The following is a 15,837-nucleotide window of genomic DNA, read 5'->3' as shown; positions in this document are numbered from 1 at the left end:
AATCGGTTCAACGACGGCCGACGGCACGATGGTGCCGGTTCGGTCGCCGCCCCCTCTGTCACGGAACCTGAGAGCTTTCGCACGGGCGATTGGCCCGGCTTACCCCTTCGGTGGTCCGGCCGTTACGGCCGCGACGCTTTCCAGAGTATCTTGTGCCAGTTGCGCGGTCCCTGTTGCCTGAGAGATTCCGGGGCGGTTGCTCCTTCGGCGGCGGACTGCTCCGCACTCTCCCGCGCATGGCGTCGGCTGTAAGCCTTTGGATGGCCCAAGCTCTGGCTCGGGGGCCGGGATTAGTCAATCGGGAAAGCGGGGATGGTGCGCTATCGGCACCTGGCGCTTCAAACCTTGCCCCCGTGATTATCGCGCAGGCGGGAACGACAGAGGCGAAGCCGCTGCCCGCCCGCGCCGGCTTCACCGCGTAACGTTATACTTCAGCTGCTCATCGGTCAGCTGAAAGCCGACCAATGCCTCGAAGGTCGCGGCGAGCACCGCCTGCCGCACTGCCGGATCGGACAGCGGATCGACCGCCGCGTCCTGATCTCCGGGCTTGCGACGGCGGTTGATCTGGTCGCGGGTCTCCTGCGGCAGCGTCGCGGCGGCGCGGTCGACGATCGCACTCCCCTGCCCTTGTGCCTGCGCGCGCGGCTGCCCATCGGCGAAGTTCAGCGTCACCTGCCCGACCCGCTTCGATACGACCTGCGTGCCGCCGCGCACCACCGACACGAAATAGGGGAGCGTGACCGTCCGCGCGCCCTGCGTGTTGTTGCGGCGCGCCTGCACGTCGAAGGTCAGCGTGCTGTTGATGGTGTCGGTGCCCTCGGCGCAGTTGGCGCGGACATTGGTCAACGTCGCGACGACGTCGATCGCCTTCGCCTCGCGGCTGGCGGGCGGGTCGAACAGGGTGATGTCACCGGTCCCCGCCGGGACGCCCGCCACCGGACAGGCAGATCGCACCGCCGAAATGCCGACGCCCTGCGTTACGTCGAGTTCGCCGGTACGCTTGCAGCCGCTCAAGGCCAGGACGGCGACGGCGGCGATGGCGGCAGTTTTGCGGAGGGTCACGGGAACACGATACCTTATGCACGGGTGCGGCGATGCCGCGCCTCCTGATCGCACGCTTCATAGGAACCGGCTTTCGCGCGCGCAAGCAATCGAGTCGCTTTCGAGGTAGGGGGCAACAGCCCGCTCCTCAAACCGCGCACGGCTTGGCGCGCCCGCCAACAAGCTGTAAGCGCTTGGGCTATGACCGACACCCACCGCCCCGTCATCGAACTGCTGATCGCCGCCCCCCGCGGCTTCTGCGCCGGCGTCGACCGCGCGATCCAGATCGTCGAGCTGGCGATCCAGAAGCACGGCGCGCCGGTCTATGTCCGGCACGAGATCGTCCATAACAAGTTCGTGGTCGACTCGCTGCGCGCCAAGGGAGCGGTGTTCGTCGAGGAACTGGATCAGGTGCCCGATGGCGTGCCGGTCGTCTTCTCCGCACACGGCGTGCCCAAATCGGTCCCCGCCGCCGCCAGCCAACGCGGGCTCGAATATCTCGACGCCACCTGCCCCCTGGTGTCGAAGGTCCATCGCCAGGCCGAACGGCTGGTCGCCAGCGGCCGCCACATCCTGTTCGTCGGGCATGCCGGCCACCCCGAAGTCATCGGCACCTTCGGTCAGGTTCCCGCCGGCCAGATGACGCTGATCGAAACGGTCGAGGACGTCGCCGCGCTCCAGCCTGCCGACCCCGACAACCTTGCCTTCCTGACGCAGACGACGCTGTCGGTCGACGACACCCGCGCCATCGTCGAGGCGACGATCGCCCGCTTCCCGACCATCGTCGCGCCCAAGGCCGACGACATCTGCTACGCCACGTCGAACCGGCAGAATGCGGTGAAGGCGATCGCGCAAAGCTGTGACATGATGCTGGTAATCGGCGCACCCAATTCGTCCAATTCGGTACGATTGGTTGAGGTCGCCGAGCGCGAGGGCACGCGCGCCCGCCTGATCCAGCGCGCCGCCGAACTCGATTTCGCATGGCTCGAGGGTGTCGGCACGCTCGGCATCACCGCCGGCGCCTCGGCCCCCGAGGTGCTGGTCCGCGAACTGGTCGACCGTATCGCCGAGCGGTTCGAGGTGACCGAGCGCGAGGTCGAGATGACGCGCGAGACGATCGCGTTCAAGCTGCCGCGCGGTCTCGAAGCCGCCTGATGGCCGTTTATACGCAGGTGTCGGCGGAGGCGCTCGCGCGCTTCCTGTCCGCTTACGACCATGGCGAACTGATCTCGGCCAAGGGGATCGCGGAAGGGGTCGAGAACAGCAACTATCTGGTCGACACTACCACCGGTCGCTTCATCCTGACGCTGTATGAGAAGCGGGTCGATCTGGCCGACCTGCCCTTCTTCTTCGCGATGATCGATGCGCTGGCCGACGCGGGCAACCCGGTGCCGCGCGCGCTGCCCGATCGTACGGGACAGGTGATCCAGAGGCTGCAGGGTCGCCCCGCCTGCCTGATCGAATTCTTGTCGGGCGTGTCGGTCAGCCATCCGACGGTCGAACAGGCGCATGCCGCCGGCGCGGCGCTCGGCGCGATGCATCGCAGCCTGACCGGCTTCGCACCGAAGCGCGTCAACTCGATGGGTGTGGCGGCATGGCCGAAGCTGTTCGCCGACTGCGCGCAGCAGCTCGATTCGATCCAGCCGGGCCTGCGCGCGCGGGTCGGCTCGGCGCTCGACGCGGTCGTCGCTGCATGGCCCACCGACCTTCCGACCGGCGCGATCCATGCCGATCTGTTTCCCGACAACGTGCTGATGCTCGGCGACCGGGTGACCGGGCTGATCGACTTCTATTTCGCCTGCACCGACATCGTCGCCTATGACGTCGCGATCACCCATTCGGCATGGAGCTTCGACGCGAAGGGCGCGCCGCTCGACCCCGCCATCGGGCAGGCGCTGCTCGCCGGCTATCGCACGCAGGCGTCGCTTACCGAAGCAGAGGTCGCCGCGTTGCCGCTGCTGGCGAAGGGCGCCTGCATCCGCTTCCTGCTGACCCGCGCATGGGACTGGATCAACACGCCCGCCGACGCGCTGGTGACGCGCAAGGACCCGCTCGCCTATCTGCGCCGGCTCGACTGGTACGACGCGAACCCGACCGCCTTCGCATGACCGACACCCCCGAACTCCCCCGCGTGGAAATCGCGACCGATGGCGCGTGCAAGGGCAATCCCGGGCGCGGCGGCTGGGGCGCGGTGCTGCGCGCCGCCGATGGCCGCGAACGCGAATTGTCGGGCGGGGAAAAGGTCACCACCAACAACCGCATGGAATTGATGGCCTCGATCGAGGGGCTGAAGGCTCTCAAGCGCCCGTGCCGCGTGATCCTGTCGACCGACAGCCGCTATGTGATGGACGGCCTGACCAAATGGATCAAAGGCTGGCAGAAGAATGGCTGGAAGACCGCCGCGAAACAGCCGGTCAAGAACGCCGAACTGTGGCAGGAACTGCTCGCCGCCGCCAAGCCCCACCGCATCGAATGGGTGTGGGTAAAGGGCCATGCCGGCCACCCCGATAACGAGCGGGCCGACAAGCTCGCCAGCGACGCGGCCTTGACCCAATGATCCCACGCGTTCTGATCGACACCGCACAGGTGCCCGGCGACAATGTCGAACTGCGCCTCGTCCAGCGCGGCGACGATTTCATGATCGTCCTCGACCGCAACGAATTGATGAGCAGCCGCATGTCGGCGTCGGAAGAGGCGCTGGCCGATCTCGGCTGCGCACACCTGACCGGACGCAAGGGTGCAAGGGTGCTGATCGGCGGCCTCGGCATGGGGTTCACGCTCCGCCGAGCGCTGAAGATTCTACCAGCCGATGCCGAGATAGTGGTCGCCGAGCTGGTCCCCAAGATCGTCGAATGGGCGCGAGGTCCCCTGGCGCAACTCTTCGACGGCTGCCTCGACGATCCGCGCGTGCGGATCGCGGTGGGCGATGTGGCGTGGTCGATCGAGGATGGCGGCTGGGACGCGATCCTGCTCGACGTCGACAATGGGCCGGATGGGCTGACCCATGCCGGCAACGACAAGCTCTATTCGGCGCGGGGGCTTCAGGTGACGAAGCGCGCGCTCAGGGTCGGGGGCGTGCTGGCGATCTGGTCGGCCTATGCCGATGCGGCGTTCACCAAGCGGCTGAAGGACAGCGGCTATGCGGTCGACGAACAGGTGGTGCGGGCAAGAGGGACCAAGGGCGCGCGGCATGTGATCTGGCTGGCCGGGCGGCGGTAACTCACCTCCGTTCATCTCGAACCCTTAACTCCGTTCGGTTCTAGCCGGTCGAGAACCTGCCTGCCCCAAACAGCTCGTTCTCGACGGACGCTTCTCGGCAAGCTCGAAGCTGCTCGAACCAAACGGAGCGGGCGGGGAGAGACTAAGAGCCCCGACCGTTCATGCTGAGTAGGGACTGAGCGAAGTCGAAGGCCCGTATCGAAGCAATCCGCCGCAGGCGGTCCTTCGATACGCCGCTTCGACAAAGCTCAGCGGCTACTCAGGACGAACGGATCGGAGGCGGTCCGCACCCTTCTCCCACCACCAGTGCCAGCCAAACGGCTATTCATCCGTCCGGATCTTCACCCTGTTGGGCAGATCCTTCCCCTTGGTCCGCCGCGACGGCACCTGCACCGGGTTCTTCCTCTTCCAGTCCCCCCAGCGCTTCGGGCCTTCGGGGGTATCGATAATCGTATCGTCGTCCATGCGCGCCATCCAAAACGAAAAGGGGCGGCGGATCAACGACCCGCCGCCCGCTTATGTCCTTGCGCACGGTACCGGCCCGCTCCCCCTCCCGACCACCCATTCAGGATACGCTGTGGGTGGTCGGGAGGGGGAGCGGGCCGGTACCGCATCCGCGTTAGCGGATTAAACGGCTATCAGCCGACCGTCCAAGCCCCGTCGATCCGCGCCAGCGCACCCTGCTGGTTCCCTTCGCGCAGGGTTTCCGGGAGCAGCGCTTCCGGGAAGTCCTGATACGACACCGGGCGCAGGAAGCGGTGGATGGCGAGCGTGCCGACCGAGGTCGTGCGCCCGTCCGAGGTCGCCGGGAACGGCCCGCCATGGACCATCGCATGCCCCACTTCGACGCCGGTCGGCCAGCCATTGCACAGGATGCGGCCGACGGTGCGTTCCAGCACCGGGATCAGCTTGCGGGCATCCTCATAATCGCCCTCGTCGATCTGCAGCGTAGCGGTAAGCTGCCCTTCCAGCTTCGACAGCACTTCGACCAGTTCGTCGGCATCGGTGCACTTCACGACCATCGACGACATACCGAACACTTCGTGCGCATGCGCCGGATCGGCGATGAAGTCCTTGCCCGACACGGCGAAGATCGCCGCGCGGCCACGGGTCGGACCTTCCGGCTCCTGTCCCTCGCCGACCAGCGTCACCGCCGGGCTCGACGCCAGCTTGGCGCGGCCTTCCTCGAACGCCTTGTGGATGCCGTCGCTCAGCATCACCTGTGCCGGCGTGCCGAGCAGCGCGTCACCCGCGATGTCAAGGAACGCGTCCAGTTCCAGCCCGTCGATGCCGAGCACCAGACCCGGATTGGTGCAGAACTGGCCCGCCCCCATGCTCAGCGACCCGACATAGCCCTTGGCCAGCGCTTCGCCGCGGTTCTTGAGCGCTTCGGGCATCAGCACGACCGGGTTGATCGACGACATTTCGGCATAGACCGGAATCGGCTGCGGGCGTTCCTGCGCGACCTTCATCAACGCGGTGCCGCCGCTGCGCGAACCGGTGAAGCCGACCGCTTGGATACGCGGATCGGCGACCAGCGCGGTGCCGATCACCTGACCCGATCCCGACACCATCGAGAAGACGCCGTCGGGCATGCCGGTCTTTTCCGCCGCGCGGATGATCGCCAGCGCGACCAGTTCGGCGGTGCCCGGATGCGCCTGATGCGCCTTGACGATCACCGGGCAGCCGGCCGCCAGTGCCGACGCGGTATCGCCACCGGCGGTCGAGAAGGCGAGCGGGAAGTTCGACGCACCGAACACCACGACCGGACCGACCGGGATCGTGCGCAGCCGCAGGTCGGGCTTGGGCACCGGAGCACGCGCCGGATCGGCATGGTCGATACGCAGCTGCTGCCATGCGCCGTCGCGCACTTCCTTGGCGAACAGGCGGAGCTGGCCACAGGTACGGCCGCGCTCGCCGGTCAGGCGCGCGGTCGGCAGGCCGGTTTCGCGGCTGCCGCGTTCGATCAGTTCGTCGCCCAGCGCCTCGATCTCGTCGGCGATCGCGTCGAGGAAACCGGCACGCTGCTCGAGCGGAAGCGCGGCATAGATCGGGAAAGCCTCGGCGGCACGGGCGCAGGCCTCTTCCGCATCTTCCTTGGTGCCCTTCGAGAAACCTTCGCCGAACAGCGCGCCGGTCGCGGGGTCATAGGCCTGGAACAGATCGTCGCGGGCAACCCGCTTGGACCCCAGGAACAGTTCGCCGGTGATCGTCATGTGCATCCTCTTGGGCTAATAGCGTTGGCGCGGGAGATAGGGATTGATAGCGCTAACGTAAAGTCGACTCGAATATTACTCCGACAATCTATGCGGCGAATAGGCGGCCGGGTCGACCCCTTGCGGCACATCGCCGTGCCCGAGCAGTGCCGCGCAGAGCTGTGCGGCGGCCGGCGCGGTCTGAATGCCGAAGCCACCCTGCCCTGCGCACCAGAAAAGGCCGGGGATGTCCTTGTCGAAACCGTAGACCGGCAACCGGTCGGGCGCAAAGCTGCGCAAGCCAGCCCAGCGCCGCTCGACCACCTCGACCCGCCAGTCGACCGCTGCCTCGAACCGGTCGATTGCCAGTGCGACGTCGATCTCCTCGGGTGCTACGTCGTGTGGCCGGTCGGGCGTTTCGTCGTGCGGCGACAGCCACAGCCGCCCGCCCGGCTCGGGCTTGAAATAGAAACCCCCCGCCGCGTCGATCACCAACGGCAGGTCGGGCGATGCCGGCGGATCGACCCGTACCTGCACCACCGTCCGCCGATAGGGTCGAATGCCGAACGGTACTGCCCCGAACAACGCGGCGACGTCATCCGCCCATGCCCCCGCGGCGTTGACGACGATATCGGCCATGATGGTCCCCGCCGCCGTGTCCAGCTGCCAGCCGTCACCGACACGCCGCACGCCGGCCAGCCGCGCATCGCACCTTAGCTGCACGCCGCTGCGCCGGGCCTTGGCGAGATAGGCGGCATGCAGCGCTCCGACATCGATATCGGCACAACCAGGCGACCACAGCGCATGCCATTCGCCGCGCAGTCCCGGCACCACGCCATGTGGATCGCGCCGTTCGATCGGCACGCCGCTGTTCGCAAAATTCTGCGCCAGAGCGTCCAGCACCGCCGGGTCACGCGCCAACAACAACTCGCCGCGCGTTCGTAGGAAACCTCGTTCGGCGAAATCGGCGGGCGGGGCGTGTAGCAGCGGCCCCGACGCCGTCGTCAGCGGCTGGACCAGCGGACCGCCATAGGTTTCCGACCAGAATGCCGCCGAACGACCGGTCGCGTGATAGCCCGGCTGCGACTCGGCCTCGCACAGCACCACATCATCGTGCGGCGCCAGTTCGGCAGCGAGGCTCGCCCCGGCCATCCCCGCGCCGATGATCGCGACCCGCCGCCGCGTCACGCGTGCGTCCGGTGCGGCGCCGGCGCACGGGCGTCGAGGAAGGTGTCGATCGCCGCAATGGCTTTGCTGCGCACCGGATCGGCCTCGCGCAAAATCTCGTGCGCCGACTCCGCACCGAAGCGCAGCAGTTCGATATCGGGCAGTCGCCCGGCAATCTCGATCGCCGCGCGCGGATCGACCAGCGCATCGGTGTCGGCGACCAGCATCTGCACCGGCACCCGCGTCTCCGCCAGCCGCGGATCGCCGCGCAGTTCGCGGGTCGACCGGAACGCATCGATCACCCAGCGCCAGCTGGGCGGGCCGGTATGGTGCGACGGATTGGCGCTGTGCCACCATAATTCGTCGGCATAGCGCGCCGGGTCGTGCGTCAGCATCGCCTCACGCGGGCGCATGGTGTGCGGGCGTTCGTTTCCCTTCCATGCGGGTCTCAGCGGGCTGCCCATCGCGCCCAGCACCCGCGCCATCCGCTCGCCGAAACGCGGCCCGACTGGGGAGCGCAGCCCCAGCATCGGCGCAACCAGCACGCAGGCGGCGGGATCGATCCGCCGCTCGACCACCGCGCGCAGCGCCAGATGCCCGCCCATCGAATGGCCGATGATCGCACGCGGCCCGACCGCATCCCACTGGTTCCAGAAGGCAGTCAGATCGTCGAGATAGGTTTCGAACCGGTCGATATCGCCGCAATCGCCCGCCGGCGTGCAGCGGCCCGACCCGCCCTGCCCGCGCCAGTCGAAGGCGGTGATGCTCCACCCGCGGACATGCCAATGCGCGAAGGCCTCCAGATATTTCTCGAACACATCGCCGCGTCCGGTCTGGAACAGCAGCGACCCGCGCGGGCGGACATTGGTCGGCGCGCCCCAGTCGAACCGGCGATGCGCCCAGCCATCGGGGGCATGCCAGGTCGTGATGGCGGCGGCGGCGGGAATCGCGCGACGATACAGGGCGTGAGCGGCCATGGGTTCGGTTACGGTTTCGCAACCCCTTACGTCTAGTCTTAACGACATGGAGGGAAATCTCGTTCCGTGGCTGGCCTTCGCGCTCGTCCTGCTGCTGGCAGCGGCGGGGATCGAGGATGCGCGCACCCGCGAAATCGCCAATTGGAAGAATGCGGCGATCGCGCTGCTGGCACCCCTGTGGTGGTGGGCCAATGACCTGTCGGGCATCGACATGGCGTGGCAGGCGGGCGTTGCGCTCGCCGTGTTCGCCCTGTTCGTCGCCGCCTATGCCGCCGGACAGATGGGCGGCGGCGATGTGAAGCTGATCGGCGCGCTGGCGCTGTGGCTGCCGCCGGGCGCCGTGCTGTCGATGCTGCTGGTCATGTCGCTGCTCGGCGGTGCGTTGACGATCCTGTTCCTGATCGATCGCTGGTGGCGTCGCGACCGGCAAGTACCGGAAATTCCCTACGGTATCGCCATCGCCCTTGCAGGCATGCTGGCAGTTGCGAACCCGATCTTAACCCATTCCGGTCATATTTGACCACGAATCAAACCGGCCAGACGAACGGAAAGGCCAACGAGGTCATGGACTCACGCAAATTGTTCCTGTTGGCCGGCGCACTGGTCATCGCCGCGATGACGGCGTTGATGGCGCGCAGCCTGATGGCCGGGGCAGCGGCGCCGGTCGCGGTTGCGAGCATACCTGCCGAAGCGCCGGTCGATGGTCCCCGCGTGCTGGTCGCGACCAAGGCGCTGCCGGTCGGCACGATCATCGACGCCGCCGCGTTGCGGTTCCAGCCTTGGCCGAAGGAACTGGTCGAGAACGCCTATTTCCTTGAATCCTCGCCCGATTCGCGCAGCCTGGTCGGAACGGTCGTCCGCTTCGCGATCCCCGCCGGACAACCGATTACCCAAGGCTCGCTGGTAAAGCCCGGCGACCGCGGGTTCCTCGCGGCGGCGCTCGGGCCGGGCATGCGCGCGGTGACCGTCCCGGTATCGGCGCAAAGCGCGGTCGCGGGCTTCGTCTTTCCAGGCGACCGGGTCGACCTCGTGCTGACCCAGACCGTGGAGGGCGGCGGCGACGGTCCGCCGCTGAAGGCGTCGGAGACGTTCCTGCGCAACCTGCGCGTACTCGCGACCGACCAGCGCACCGACAAGAACAGCGACGATCAGGGGCAAACCGTCGTATCGACCTATTCGACCGTCACCGTCGAGGCGACGCCGCGCATCGCCGAAAAGATCGCGGTCGCGCAGACCGTTGGCACGCTGTCGCTGTCGCTGCGCTCGATCGCCGACAACAAGTCCGAACTCGAGGAAGCGATCGCCAGCGGCGACGTGCAACTGCCGGCGAACGGGGATGCGAAGGCGGAAAAGGCCGCGCTCGACCGCATCGCCAGCCGTCCGCTCGACGGCCCGTCGACCTTCTCGACCGGTGCCGACGTATCGCGGTTCCAGCGCAGCTCGATCCCCGGCAAGGGCACCGACAATGTCGACCGGTCCGGCGGCGGCGCCATGACGCTTGCGGCCGGCCCCGCATCCGGCGCTCCAGCCGCGGCGCCGATATCGCGCGGTCCCACGGTGCGGATCACCCGCGGCAACGATGTGACCGACGTGTCGGTCGGGGGGAACAAATAATGCCTGCCATCTGCCTGCTCCAGCGATCGCTGGCGGCGACGCTGTCGATCGCGCTGGTCGCCGGACCCGCGCTACCCGCCGCTGCCGCTCCGGCACCCGATGCGCGCAGCGTCCGCGCCGCCCGCATCGGCACCCCCGCCGCCGGCACGCAGCGCCCGACCACCGACGTGCAGCTCTCGATCGGTCAGGGTGAACTCATTACCCTTCCCGGTAGCGTCGTCGATGTCTGGGTCTCGAACCCAACCGTCGCCGACGTGTATGTCGGCAATCCGCGCCAGATCCACCTGTTCGGCAAGGCCGATGGGGAGGCGACGGTCTTCGCCACCAACGCCAGCGGTGCGGTCGTCTATTCGGCCAATGTCCGAGTCGGCCAGAACCTGACCTCGCTTGACCGGATGCTGAAGGCCGCGATGCCCGAGGCCGATATCCGCGTGACCACCGTTGGCCAGCTTGCGGTGCTGAACGGCACCATCGCCTCGCCCGCCGACAGCGCACAGGCCGAGCGGCTGGTGCTGACCCTGCTCAACCCGGGCGTATCGACCTCCGATCCGAACGCGGCGCTGAAGGTCGGCGTCGTCAACCGGCTGAAGCTGGCTACCCCGTTGCAGGTCAATCTGCAGGTCCGCATCGCCGAGGTCAGCCGCAGCTTCGTCAAGAACATCGGCGTCAACCTGACCTCGCGCGACAATTCGGGCGGGTTCCTGTTCGGCATTGCCCAAGGGCGGCAAGGGACGATCACGACCGTGCCGGGCACCCCGACCAACGCCGGACCGGTTGACGTCAACGGCGCGCGTCCAGGCAGCACGCTGTTCGGCTTCCCGGCCAAGAGCGCGACCGGCACCACCCTAAACCTCGCCGGCCGGCTTCTCGGTCTCGAACTACTCGGCGCGCTCGACCTCGGCGAACGGATCGGACAGGTGACGACGCTCGCCAATCCGAACCTGACCGCCCTGTCGGGGGAAACCGGATCGTTCCTCGCCGGCGGGGAAATCCCTATCCCGATCGCGCAGGGACTGGGTGCGGTATCGGTCGAATACAAGCAATATGGCGTCAGCCTCGCCTACACCCCGACCGTCCTGTCCGATGGCCGCATCTCGCTGCGCGTCCGGCCCGAAGTGTCGCAGCTCTCGGCCGCCGGATCGGTGCAGCTGAACGGTACGACTATCCCGGCGCTCAGCACCCGCCGCGCCGAAACCACGGTCGAACTGGGGTCGGGACAGAGCATGATGATCGGCGGCCTGCTGTCGAACAGCCATGACAATTCGATTGAGAAGGCGCCGGGCCTCGGCGATCTGCCGATCCTCGGTTCGCTGTTCCGTTCGAACGGCTTCAGTCGCAACGAAACCGAACTTGTCATCGTCATCACTCCCTACCTGGTGAAGCCGGTCGACAGCCAGTCGCGCATCGCGCTGCCGACCGATGCTTATTCCGCCCCCGGCGATATCGAACGCGTGCTGTTGGGACAGTTGCAGGGGCAGCGCCGCCCGGATCCGCGTCCGGTGCCGACCATGGCGCCACAGGCCCCCGCGCGTCCGGCGATCGGCCTGACCGCACCGGTACCGGTCGCGCCCGCCGCCGAGACCGGCGACACCGTCCCGCCCGCCCCGCGCAAGGGCAGCCGCAAGGCCGAACCGGTCGCCCCCGGCTTCAGCATCCAGTGAGGCACGCTTCGATGACCCTCTTCCGCATCCTCGCACTCGGCTCCGCCATCGCCGTCGCCGGCTGTTCCGGCACCGTCAATCGCGGCGTCGAATCGGTGCATCAGCCGGTGGTGACGCGCGCCGCCTTTGCCTTCGACGTCGCCGCCGGTCCCGACGGCCTTGCCCCTGGCGAACGTGCCCGCCTCGCCGGCTGGCTCGAAGCGATGCGGCTACGCTATGGCGACGAGATTGGCATCGATGGCGGCGACGGCGCGGTACAGGCCGACGTCGCGGCGGAAGCCGCACGGGTCGGGCTGTTGCTGGCCGACAGCGTTCCCCCGACGCCTGGCGCGATCGCGCCGGGCACGGTGCGCGTCGTCGTATCGCGCATGACGGCATCGGTACCGGGCTGCCCCGACAACTCGCGCACCTATCAGCCGAATTTCGACGCGCATACCTCGTCCGATTTCGGCTGCGCCACCAATGCGAACCTCGCCGCGATGGTCGCCCGCCCCGGCGATCTTGTCCTCGGCCAGTCGGCACAGGGCACCACCGACACGATGGTCAACAGCAAGGCGGTCGGCGCGCTGCGTCGCGCCGCGCCCAGCGGCAATGGCGGACAGGTCACCAACAGCGTCGGCAACGCCAACAGCGCTGGCGGCAGCGGCGGCAGCGGCGGATCGGGCGGGAGCAGCAACTGATGAACGCACCCTTCTCCCTCGGCAAGACGACACAGCGCGAACCGTTCGTCGCCTTTGTCTGCGACGAATTCTCCGCCGACACGCTGCGCTCCGTTGCCACCGAACATGGCTGGCCGATCGAAAAGGTCCTCAAGGGCGGGCTGCGCAATGCGGTGCAGACGCTGGCGGTCTCGACCAGCCCCAACGTCCTGTTCGTCGACCTGTCCGAATCGGGCGATCCTCTCAACGACATCAACGGCCTGGCCGAGGTGTGCGAACCCGGCACGATCGTGATCGCCACCGGACAGGTCAACGACGTCCGCCTGTACCGCGACCTCATCGCCAGCGGCATCCATGATTATCTGCTGAAACCGCTGCATCCCGACATGGTGCGCGATTCGATCCTGCAGGCGCATGCGCTTCTCAACGCGCCGAAGGCGGTGGAGACGACCGTCGAACGCCCGCACTGCGCGACGGCGGTCATCGGCACGCGCGGCGGCGCGGGCGCATCGACCGTGGCGACCTCGCTCGCGTGGCTAATGGGCGAACAGGAAAAGCGGAGCACCGCGCTCCTCGACCTCGACGTCCATTTCGGTACCGGCGCGCTGGCGCTCGACCTCGAACCCGGTCGGGGTCTTACCGACGCGATCGAAAATCCCAGCCGCATCGACGGGTTGTTCATCGAACGCGCGATGGTGCGCGCGGGCGAACGGCTGTCGGTGCTGTCGGCCGAAGCGCCGATCAACGCCCCGATCGAAACCGACGGCAGCGCCTTCTACCAGTTGCAGGAGGAGATGCGGAACGCGTTCGAATGCACGATCGTCGATCTGCCGCGGACGATGCTGGTCAATCATCCGCATCTGATCGAGGAAGTGCAGACCGCGGTCATCGTTACCGAAATGACGCTGGCGGCGGCACGCGACACCATCCGGCTGCTGTCCTGGTTCCGCTCCAACGCCCCGCACGTAAAGGTCGTGCTGTTCGCCAACCGCGTCCATCCGGTGGGCGCGCAGGAGATCAGCCGCAAGGATTTCGAGGGGTCGATCGAACGCAAGCTCGACTTCGCCATGGCGTTCGACGGCAGGCTGGCGGCACAGTCGGCAAAGCTCGGCAAGCCGCTGGCCGAGGCGGCAAAGGGCAATCGCGCCATCGCACCACTGGTCGATCTGGCGCGACATCTCTGCCGCCTGACCGAGGACCAGGACGACGACGCCGCCGATTCGGGCAAGGGTGGTACGTCGCTGGTCGGCAAGCTCGCTAAGTTGCGCGCGCGCCTGCCGGTCAAGGCGAAGAAGTAGGGGCGCGGGCGCGGCGATGGCGATCCTGCCGATCCTGCTCTTGGGCATGGGCGCGCTGCTCGCGCTGGGGATGCTCGCGCTCGCCTTTTCCGGTCCATCGGGCGAACGCGCCCGCAACCGCCGGCTGCTCGCCGTGCGCGAACGCCATTCCTCCTCTGCCAGCACGACGGCGATGGAGGCGCAGATGCGCCGGATCGGCAACCGCAACGCGACGCGCGGCGACCGCGCCGCAGCCCGACTGCTCCCCAATGTCGAACGGCTGCAACTGCGGCTGCAACGCACCGGCCGCAACTGGACCCTCGCCCAATATGGACAGGCGACGCTGGGCGTGACCATCGTCCTGTTCGGATATCTGTGGTTCCAGGGACTGCCGGTCCTGATGGCGCTGCTGATGGCGCTGTCGGTCGGGCTCGGCCTGCCGCATCTGGTCGTCAGCTATTTCATCAAGCGCCGCATCGCCCGCTTCACCGCAAAGTTTCCCGACGCGATAGAATTGCTGGTCCGCGGCCTCCGCTCCGGCCTGCCGATCACCGAGACGATCACCGTCGTCGGTCAGGAGATCGATGGTCCGGTCGGCGAGGAATTCCGCATGGTCAGCGACCGGATGAAGATTGGCCGCACGCTCGACGCCGCGTTACAGGAAACCGCCGATCGGCTCGGCACGCCCGAATTCCAGTTCTTCATGATAACCATCGCCATCCAGCGCGAAACCGGCGGCAACCTCGCCGAAACGCTCGCCAATCTCGCCGACGTGCTGCGCAAGCGCGCGCAGATGAAGCTGAAGATCAAGGCGATGTCGTCCGAATCCAAGGCGTCGGCCTATATCGTCGGGTCGCTGCCGTTCATCGTCTTCGCGCTGATCTGGACCATCAACGGCCGCTACATGCAGAGTTTTTTCGTCGATCCGCGGCTGATGATGATCGGCGCGGGCGGCGTGCTGTGGATGGTGATCGGCGCGTTCATCATGTCCAGAATGGTCAATTTCGAGATTTGATGCGATGCTGACTGGCCCCGCCTCGTCCATATTCGGTTTCGACGCCGCCAGCGTCGCGACGATCCTGTCGGGTATCGCCGTCCTGTCGATGCTGGTCGCCCTCTATGTCGCGACATCGGTCCGCGATCCGATGGCGCGCCGGGTCAAGGCGCTGAACGACCGCCGCGAACAGCTCAAGGCCGGCATCACCGCCTCGACCAGCAAGCGTCGCGCCAAGCTGGTGCAGAAGAACGAGGCGACCGATCGCATCCGCGACCTGCTCGTCTCGATGAAGGTGTTGCAGGATTCGCAGCTCAAGGCCGCGCAGCTGAAACTGATGCAGGCCGGCATCCGGTCGAAGGACTGGGCGGTCGCGGTCATCTTCGGCCGGCTGATGCTGCCGATCCTGTTCGGCCTGCCGATGATCTACATCGTCTATGGCACCGACAGTTTCGCCGACTGGTCGCCGCTCAAGGCCTATGCCCTCGTCGCCGGCACGCTGATCCTGAGCTACAAGGCGCCGGATATCTATCTCAAGAACCGTATCACCAAACGTTCGGATGCGATCCGCAAAGGGCTGCCAGACGCGCTCGACCTGCTGGTCATCTGTGCCGAGGCAGGCTTGACCGTCGATGCCGCCTTCACCCGCGTCGCGCGCGAACTGGGCCGCGCCTATCCCGAACTGGGCGAGGAATTCTCGCTGACCGCGATCGAGCTGGGGTTCCTGACCGAACGGCGTCAGGCGTTCGAAAACCTTGCGCTGCGTATCAATCTGGATGCGGTGAAGGGTGTGGTGACGACCATGATCCAGACCGAAAAATACGGCACCCCGCTCGCCAGCGCACTGCGCGTCCTCTCCGCCGAATTCCGCAACGAACGCATGATGCGCGCCGAGGAGAAGGCGGCTCGGCTGCCCGCGATCATGACCGTTCCACTGATCCTGTTCATCCTGCCGACGCTGTTCGTCGTCATCCTTGGCCCCGCCGCCTGCAGCATCAGCGACGCGTTCAGCAAATAGCGCGGCCGGGCGGCG

Annotated in this window: 16 protein-coding genes and 2 riboswitches; of the genes, 11 read left to right on the top strand and 5 right to left on the bottom strand. The window is 67.2% G+C overall.

The genetic code is table 11. The features are described from left to right. Positions 1 to 45 precede the first annotated feature (45 nt). Positions 46 to 154, bottom strand: a riboswitch (glycine riboswitch). Continuing rightward, positions 155 to 243: riboswitch (glycine riboswitch) on the bottom strand. A gap of 168 nt (positions 244 to 411) precedes the next feature. Then, the gene (locus AAIO73_RS15445; protein WP_345879084.1) at positions 412 to 1,062 is read right to left on the bottom strand and encodes a hypothetical protein; all 651 of its coding nucleotides are present in this window, start codon (positions 1,060 to 1,062) and stop codon (positions 412 to 414) included. Between the two features lie 180 nt (positions 1,063 to 1,242). Between AAIO73_RS15445 and ispH the strand changes: the two genes are divergently transcribed. The 4 genes from ispH to AAIO73_RS15425 are packed head-to-tail and all read left to right on the top strand — an operon-like array spanning position 1,243 to position 4,260. After that, complete coding sequence (gene ispH / locus AAIO73_RS15440; RefSeq protein WP_345879083.1) at positions 1,243 to 2,196, top strand: 4-hydroxy-3-methylbut-2-enyl diphosphate reductase; 954 nt, start codon at positions 1,243 to 1,245, stop codon at positions 2,194 to 2,196. Then, complete coding sequence (thrB, locus tag AAIO73_RS15435; RefSeq protein WP_345879082.1) at positions 2,196 to 3,149, top strand: homoserine kinase; 954 nt, start codon at positions 2,196 to 2,198, stop codon at positions 3,147 to 3,149. Before ispH ends, thrB begins: the two co-directional genes overlap by 1 nt. Then, positions 3,146 to 3,598, top strand: coding sequence for a ribonuclease HI (gene rnhA, locus AAIO73_RS15430; protein WP_345879081.1), 453 nt, complete (start codon positions 3,146 to 3,148; stop codon positions 3,596 to 3,598). Before thrB ends, rnhA begins: the two co-directional genes overlap by 4 nt. Next, entirely contained in the window at positions 3,595 to 4,260 is a 666-nt protein-coding gene (locus AAIO73_RS15425; RefSeq protein ID WP_345879080.1) for a spermidine synthase family protein, read from the top strand. The genes rnhA and AAIO73_RS15425 overlap by 4 nt, the downstream gene beginning before the upstream one ends. Positions 4,261 to 4,581: 321 nt before the next feature. Here the strand turns inward: AAIO73_RS15425 and AAIO73_RS15420 are convergent, their stop codons facing one another. The 4 genes from AAIO73_RS15420 to AAIO73_RS15405 form a co-directional block, all read right to left on the bottom strand. After that, entirely contained in the window at positions 4,582 to 4,725 is a 144-nt protein-coding gene (locus tag AAIO73_RS15420) for a hypothetical protein (protein WP_345879079.1), read from the bottom strand. 173 nt (positions 4,726 to 4,898) lie between these two features. Next, positions 4,899 to 6,476, bottom strand: coding sequence for an aldehyde dehydrogenase (NADP(+)) (locus AAIO73_RS15415; protein ID WP_345879078.1), 1,578 nt, complete (start codon positions 6,474 to 6,476; stop codon positions 4,899 to 4,901). A 75-nt stretch (positions 6,477 to 6,551) separates the two neighbouring features. Next, positions 6,552 to 7,643: an NAD(P)/FAD-dependent oxidoreductase gene (locus tag AAIO73_RS15410; protein ID WP_345879077.1), complete on the bottom strand. Its 1,092-nt coding sequence runs from the start codon at positions 7,641 to 7,643 to the stop codon at positions 6,552 to 6,554. Beyond that, positions 7,640 to 8,599, bottom strand: coding sequence for an alpha/beta fold hydrolase (locus AAIO73_RS15405; protein ID WP_345879076.1), 960 nt, complete (start codon positions 8,597 to 8,599; stop codon positions 7,640 to 7,642). The genes AAIO73_RS15410 and AAIO73_RS15405 overlap by 4 nt, the downstream gene beginning before the upstream one ends. 46 nt (positions 8,600 to 8,645) lie before the next feature. On the opposite strand from AAIO73_RS15405, the gene AAIO73_RS15400 reads away from it, so the two are divergent. Genes AAIO73_RS15400 through AAIO73_RS15370 form a run of 7 tightly spaced genes read left to right on the top strand, consistent with a single transcriptional unit; the run spans position 8,646 to position 15,822 of the window. Then, positions 8,646 to 9,119: an A24 family peptidase gene (locus AAIO73_RS15400; protein ID WP_345879075.1), complete on the top strand. Its 474-nt coding sequence runs from the start codon at positions 8,646 to 8,648 to the stop codon at positions 9,117 to 9,119. 44 nt (positions 9,120 to 9,163) lie between these two features. Continuing rightward, positions 9,164 to 10,213, top strand: coding sequence for a Flp pilus assembly protein CpaB (gene cpaB, locus AAIO73_RS15395; RefSeq protein WP_345879175.1), 1,050 nt, complete (start codon positions 9,164 to 9,166; stop codon positions 10,211 to 10,213). Continuing rightward, positions 10,213 to 11,874 (top strand): type II and III secretion system protein family protein, encoded by a 1,662-nt coding sequence (locus tag AAIO73_RS15390; RefSeq protein WP_345879074.1) that lies wholly within the window; start codon positions 10,213 to 10,215, stop codon positions 11,872 to 11,874. The genes cpaB and AAIO73_RS15390 overlap by 1 nt, the downstream gene beginning before the upstream one ends. 11 nt (positions 11,875 to 11,885) lie before the next feature. Then, entirely contained in the window at positions 11,886 to 12,554 is a 669-nt protein-coding gene (locus tag AAIO73_RS15385; RefSeq protein ID WP_345879073.1) for a CpaD family pilus assembly lipoprotein, read from the top strand. Continuing rightward, entirely contained in the window at positions 12,554 to 13,831 is a 1,278-nt protein-coding gene (locus tag AAIO73_RS15380) for a pilus assembly protein CpaE (RefSeq protein ID WP_345879072.1), read from the top strand. The genes AAIO73_RS15385 and AAIO73_RS15380 overlap by 1 nt, the downstream gene beginning before the upstream one ends. 16 nt (positions 13,832 to 13,847) lie before the next feature. Next, entirely contained in the window at positions 13,848 to 14,825 is a 978-nt protein-coding gene (locus AAIO73_RS15375; protein ID WP_345879071.1) for a type II secretion system F family protein, read from the top strand. 4 nt (positions 14,826 to 14,829) lie between these two features. Next, positions 14,830 to 15,822, top strand: a complete 993-nt coding sequence (locus AAIO73_RS15370) for a type II secretion system F family protein (protein WP_345879070.1) — start codon at positions 14,830 to 14,832, stop codon at positions 15,820 to 15,822. The last annotated feature ends 15 nt before the right edge of the window (positions 15,823 to 15,837 follow it).

The sequence above is a fragment of the Sphingomonas epibiotica genome (assembly GCF_039615155.1).
Taxonomy (GTDB): domain Bacteria; phylum Pseudomonadota; class Alphaproteobacteria; order Sphingomonadales; family Sphingomonadaceae; genus Sphingomonas.
The sequence above is the reverse complement of the archived record's forward strand: the minus strand, read 5'-3'. Positions and strand labels throughout refer to the sequence as shown.

Coding starts and splice junctions, on each gene's coding strand:
- ispH (WP_345879083.1), top strand. CDS start 1,243: ATGACCGACACCCACCGCCCCGTCATCGAACTGCTGATCGCCGCCCCC.
- thrB (WP_345879082.1), top strand. CDS start 2,196: ATGGCCGTTTATACGCAGGTGTCGGCGGAGGCGCTCGCGCGCTTCCTG.
- rnhA (WP_345879081.1), top strand. CDS start 3,146: ATGACCGACACCCCCGAACTCCCCCGCGTGGAAATCGCGACCGATGGC.
- AAIO73_RS15425 (WP_345879080.1), top strand. CDS start 3,595: ATGATCCCACGCGTTCTGATCGACACCGCACAGGTGCCCGGCGACAAT.
- AAIO73_RS15420 (WP_345879079.1), bottom strand. CDS start 4,725: ATGGACGACGATACGATTATCGATACCCCCGAAGGCCCGAAGCGCTGG.
- AAIO73_RS15415 (WP_345879078.1), bottom strand. CDS start 6,476: ATGACGATCACCGGCGAACTGTTCCTGGGGTCCAAGCGGGTTGCCCGC.
- AAIO73_RS15405 (WP_345879076.1), bottom strand. CDS start 8,599: ATGGCCGCTCACGCCCTGTATCGTCGCGCGATTCCCGCCGCCGCCGCC.
- AAIO73_RS15400 (WP_345879075.1), top strand. CDS start 8,646: ATGGAGGGAAATCTCGTTCCGTGGCTGGCCTTCGCGCTCGTCCTGCTG.
- cpaB (WP_345879175.1), top strand. CDS start 9,164: ATGGACTCACGCAAATTGTTCCTGTTGGCCGGCGCACTGGTCATCGCC.
- AAIO73_RS15390 (WP_345879074.1), top strand. CDS start 10,213: ATGCCTGCCATCTGCCTGCTCCAGCGATCGCTGGCGGCGACGCTGTCG.
- AAIO73_RS15385 (WP_345879073.1), top strand. CDS start 11,886: ATGACCCTCTTCCGCATCCTCGCACTCGGCTCCGCCATCGCCGTCGCC.
- AAIO73_RS15380 (WP_345879072.1), top strand. CDS start 12,554: ATGAACGCACCCTTCTCCCTCGGCAAGACGACACAGCGCGAACCGTTC.
- AAIO73_RS15375 (WP_345879071.1), top strand. CDS start 13,848: ATGGCGATCCTGCCGATCCTGCTCTTGGGCATGGGCGCGCTGCTCGCG.
- AAIO73_RS15370 (WP_345879070.1), top strand. CDS start 14,830: ATGCTGACTGGCCCCGCCTCGTCCATATTCGGTTTCGACGCCGCCAGC.